The following is a 5,031-nucleotide window of genomic DNA, read 5'->3' on the forward strand; positions in this document are numbered from 1 at the left end:
CAGGAAGATTACCTTTTTATAAAGAGTTTCCCAATGCCCTTAAGACACTTCTTGCTAAGAAATTTACCCTTGCCGATTACTGGGGCATATGGGCTGGCAATGTTGCTGAGATTGCTCAAAACCATATTACGCATCTTAAAGATATACTTTCTGATGAAAGCAGTGAAGCGTTCCACGCCTTTAATGGGTTTTATCAAGAACTAAAAAACAACTTAAACAGTGAAATCAAACAAGAGGAAGCGCTTGAGATGTTAGCGCAACATCTTGTGACACGTCCCGTGTTTGAAGCTTTGTTTGATGGCAATGAATTTGTGCAAAACAATGCTATTTCGCAAGCAATGGAAAAGATTTTAGCTGAGTTGGATAAAACCAATATCAAGCAAGTATCGAAAGAATTACAAGAGTTTTATGACAGCGTCAAATTCCGTGCCTCTGGGATTACAACCCCCCAAGCAAGACAAAACCTTATTATCAAACTTTATGAAGATTTTTTTACCAAGGCATTTAAGAAAACCACCGATAGGCTTGGCATTGTTTATACCCCCGTTGAGGTTGTGGATTTTATTATTCATTCTGTTGATGATGTCTTGCGCAATGAATTTGGAAAAAGTTTAGGGTCACGTGGTGTCTCTATTCTCGACCCTTTTACAGGTACTGGTACCTTTATCACACGGTTGTTACAATCTAAACTGATAAAACCAGAGGATATGGAATATAAATACCGTTATGATATCCATGCTAATGAGATTGTCTTGCTAGCCTATTACATAGCAGCCATTAATATCGAAGCAACCTATCATGGTCTTATGAAAGGGAATTATATCCCATTTAAGCATATTGGTTTAACTGATACATTCCAAATGCTTGAAAGAAAAGATTTGTTGCAAGAACTATTTAAAGAAAACAGTGAATATTTAGAACATCAGAAAAATCTAAATATCGAAGTTATCTTTGGCAATCCTCCTTATTCAACAGGGCAAAAAAGTGCCAATGACAATGCAAAAAATACTCCTTATCCACTATTAGATAATCGTATCAGTGAAACTTATGCTGCTCAATCAAAAGCAGTGAATATGCGAAATCTTTATGATAGTTATATCCGTGCAATTAGATGGGCAAGCAATCGCTTAAGTTCGCAAGGTGGTGTTGTAGCTTATATTTCTGGAAATGGATGGATAGATAAAGCATTTGCTGATGGCATGCGAAAATGCTTACAGAATGAATATTCTTCTATTTATATTATTAATCTTCGTGGTGATATTCGAAAAAATATAAAATCAAAAGAGCTATCAAAGGAAGGAGGTAATATTTTTGGTTCTGGAAGCCAAAATGGAATAGCTATAACGATTTTTGTACATAATCCAAACAATAGCCAACTCTGTAAGATTTACTATCATGATATTGGGGATAGTCTTTCTACCGAAAAAAAACTTGGAATAATTCAATATTTTAGTAGCGTTGGTGGTATTGCACGTGAACAAGGCTGGCAAATAATTACACCAGACAAACATGGTGATTGGCTTGGTCAACGTGATAACAGTTTTGAGACATTTTTAGCTATAGGCAATAAGAAAGGGCATGATAAAAAGCTCTTTGAAACGTTTTCACTTGGAATTGTAACCAATCGTGATGCATGGACATATAACTCCAGTCGTGAGGTTTTAGCGAAAAACATGAGTAACATGATTGCTTTCTATAACAGTGAAATGAAGCGTTTTAATAATGCTTATGGACGTATTGATCGCAGGATACGTAAAAGTGCTGTAGATAATTTCGTAAATTCAGATGAGAAAAAGATAAGTTGGAGTCGTGCTCTTAAACAAGAGTTGGTAAAAGAGAAGATTTTTGAATTTGAAGCATCTTGCCTTACACAAGCTCTTTATCGTCCTTTTACACAACAATGGCTCTATTATAATCGCATCTTCAATGAAATGGTTTTACAAATGCCGCGTATATTCCCAATGGGGCAAGCGGTTGAAAATAAGGTAATCCAAATTACAGGTAAAGGAACTCAATCAGGCTTTTCTGTACTTATGGCGAAAAGTTTACCTAATCTTGATGTAGTGGATAAAGGTCAATGCTTTCCAAGATATGTTTATGAAGATGTCGTAGTTTCAAAAGATAAAAATAAAAAACAAACCCATTTATTTACAAATTCCGAAGAAACAAAAACAGCTGGTTTACAGAGGCGTGATGCCATTACTGATGAGGGGGTAGAACATTTTAAAGCTGCTTATCCTAATGAAGCTATCACTAAAGATGATCTATTTTATTATGTTTACGGTTTACTTCATTCGGAAGATTACCGTGCCTGTTATGCCGATAACCTCTCTAAAGAATTGCCTCGTATCCCTTGTGTAAAGAGTGCTGAAGATTTTTGGAAATTTGTAACAGCAGGACGTGAACTGGGGCATTTGCACGTGAATTATGAAACGGTAGAACCTTATCCAGTCACATTTAAAAAAGGCAATCCAAAACAGACAGAGATCTCTAATCCTAAAGAATTCTATTACGTGAATAAAATGAAATTCGCAAAAATTAAGAATAGCAAGGAAAAGGATAAATCGACTGTTATTTATAACAGCAACATCATCATAACAGATATTCCTCTTGAAGCTTATGAGTATATTGTAAATGGCAAACCTGCTCTTGAATGGGTTATGGGGCGTCAATGTGTTAAGACCGATAAAAAAAGTGGTATTGTGAATGATGCCAATCGTTATGCCGTTGAAACAGTTGATAATCCTGCCTACCCTCTAGAATTGTTTCAAAGGGTTATTACCGTAAGTTTAGAAACAATGAAAATCGTTAAGAACTTACCAAAATTAGAAATTAGAGAAACTGAATAGATTTATAAGACATAATAATCTCACAAGGGGTATAGAGTCTTATAACCATAATCTATACCTCTCTTGTTAAGTTGATTAGATACAATCTTTAAAAAGAGTGTTTATATGCGTTATTTAAAAGATAAGGCGTGCTTTTTTAAACACTGTTATTTGAATTACCTTTAAAAGATTATACCGTGATCTAAAATGATAGCTTTATAGCTTTCAAAAGCTTTGTTTAAAGAGAGTTATATATATTCATTTTGCTTATAGGTTTTGAAAGTTCCTAACACCTTCAAAATACTTTCAAAACACATTCTATTAGTTGAATTTACGAATGTATTGTTAATACAAGTTGTTTTTTCAAAATTTAATAAAAATTAACATATTGAAATATAACAACTTTTATTTTTCTATTTTAAAAAATATAATAGAGCAATAAAGAAGAACCTTCAAAACCTTCAAAACGTTCAAAACTGATAACCATAATGATCTTGATAGCATGTCCTATGATTATAAACTATCTTTTGAAAGGCTTTAAAAGATCACATGTTTTCTAAAGACGTGGTTTAATCATTCACTAAAATGATTACTTTTGTCGGTTCAATTTACTGACAGATAACTGACAAATATATATTATGAGTTGAATTTATGGTTGTATTGTCGATATAAGTTGTATCATTAAAATACTAACATATTGAAATATAATGTTTTTAATTTTCTCTCATTTTAAAAAAACACTATAGGGTCTAAAAAGAACTGACTAAACTGACAAAAATGACAAAAGTCTATTAAAAGGGATTTTGCTCATCTCTATAATTATCAATCTCTCTTTAGAGGTTTTCATAACAGACTATAAATCGCAATTATCCTATTTATCCTTTCTCTTATGAAAATGAAAAATGATGCGGTGGCTATAAAGAATATAACAGCTATAGTGAATGCGTGAAAAAAGCAGGCTTTCATAATCACAATGCAAATGAATGCATTGGTTATAAAGACAGTTCCTATAAAAGGCTGTTAAATTGCAAATGTGTTATAAAAGAAATTAACAACAATCTTAAAAACCATTTAGTAAAAAATAAGATACGTTATAAAGATAAAAATACGCATGATGAGAGCGTTTATAAATATATAAATGTATAGATTCAAAAAATAGCACAATCGTTTAAGAAAGCCTATAATATAGCTTTAACAGCATGTAATACAAAAGAAGCACTTAATAAGCATATGACAAATATATACACACAATGCATTTAAAAAATCATAAAAATATCAAAAAAGTGTATAAATTAATTGACAATAAATACGTATTTTGCTATATAAATAATCAAGTGATCAAAACACTAAACATGTAGCGAAAAGGTTGCGATAAACCTAATCCTATTATAAAAACTGACTATCTTTTATGCTATGATTAGCATATATGGTGATTTTGTCGGGTGTAGTTACGCCATACAATACCTTTATGGGAAAGCGTAACAACGGACTACATGCCGTGTTTTGAGCGCCCGGCGCCTTTATAAGGTTGTCAATTCAAAACTCTAAATCATGTAGGATCTAAATATGACAAATATTTCAAAAAACACCCCCGTTATCTCCATTGCTAATAAAACTGTACCTGCTAACAAACAAGAGCCTGCAAAAAAATACGAATTTATTGATGATTGTGAATATATAGATGGTCATTTCTTAACGCGAATTAGAGCTTTAAGAGATTTTGGTGACGTCAAAAAAGGTGACCTCGGGGGGTATATTGAAAGTGAAGATAACCTATCACATGATGGTAATTGCTGGGTGTATAATAAAGCCCGTGTCTTTCAAAATGCACGCGTCTTCGGAAATGCAAAAGTAAAAAGCTTTTTTGTAGACGTTTATGGCAATGCACAAATTTATGGCAATGCTATTTTTGAAGGGATGACATTAAAGGACAATGCAAAACTTTCTGGCAATGCACATGCTAGCAATGCCGTGGTTATTGAAGGCAATGCACAAATTTATGATAACGCTCGTATCACTGATCATGCCCATATTTCTGATGATGCCGTCATTTGTGATAATGCCCATGTCGGTGGCAATGCAAAAATAAGTGGTTCTGCTTACATCTGTGATGAATCGCGTGTATTCGATGATGCCGTTATTTGTGATGCTCTTATCTCTGGCAATTCTTATATCCATAGTAATGCCTCTTTAACTGCTAATG

2 protein-coding genes are annotated in these 5,031 nt (G+C 33.1%); both read left to right on the forward strand.

Going from position 1 to position 5,031, the window contains the following annotated elements:
- Positions 1-2,849, forward strand: a 2,849-nt coding sequence (locus tag ABD915_RS08860; protein ID WP_345117487.1) for a type ISP restriction/modification enzyme, incomplete at its 5' end; no start/stop codon positions are given.
- A 1,545-nt stretch (positions 2,850-4,394) separates the two neighbouring features.
- A partial coding sequence (locus tag ABD915_RS08865) for a hypothetical protein (protein WP_345117489.1) occupies positions 4,395-5,031 on the forward strand: 637 nt, incomplete at its 3' end.

The sequence above is a fragment of the Bartonella jaculi genome (assembly GCF_039543045.1).
Taxonomy (GTDB): domain Bacteria; phylum Pseudomonadota; class Alphaproteobacteria; order Rhizobiales; family Rhizobiaceae; genus Bartonella; species Bartonella jaculi.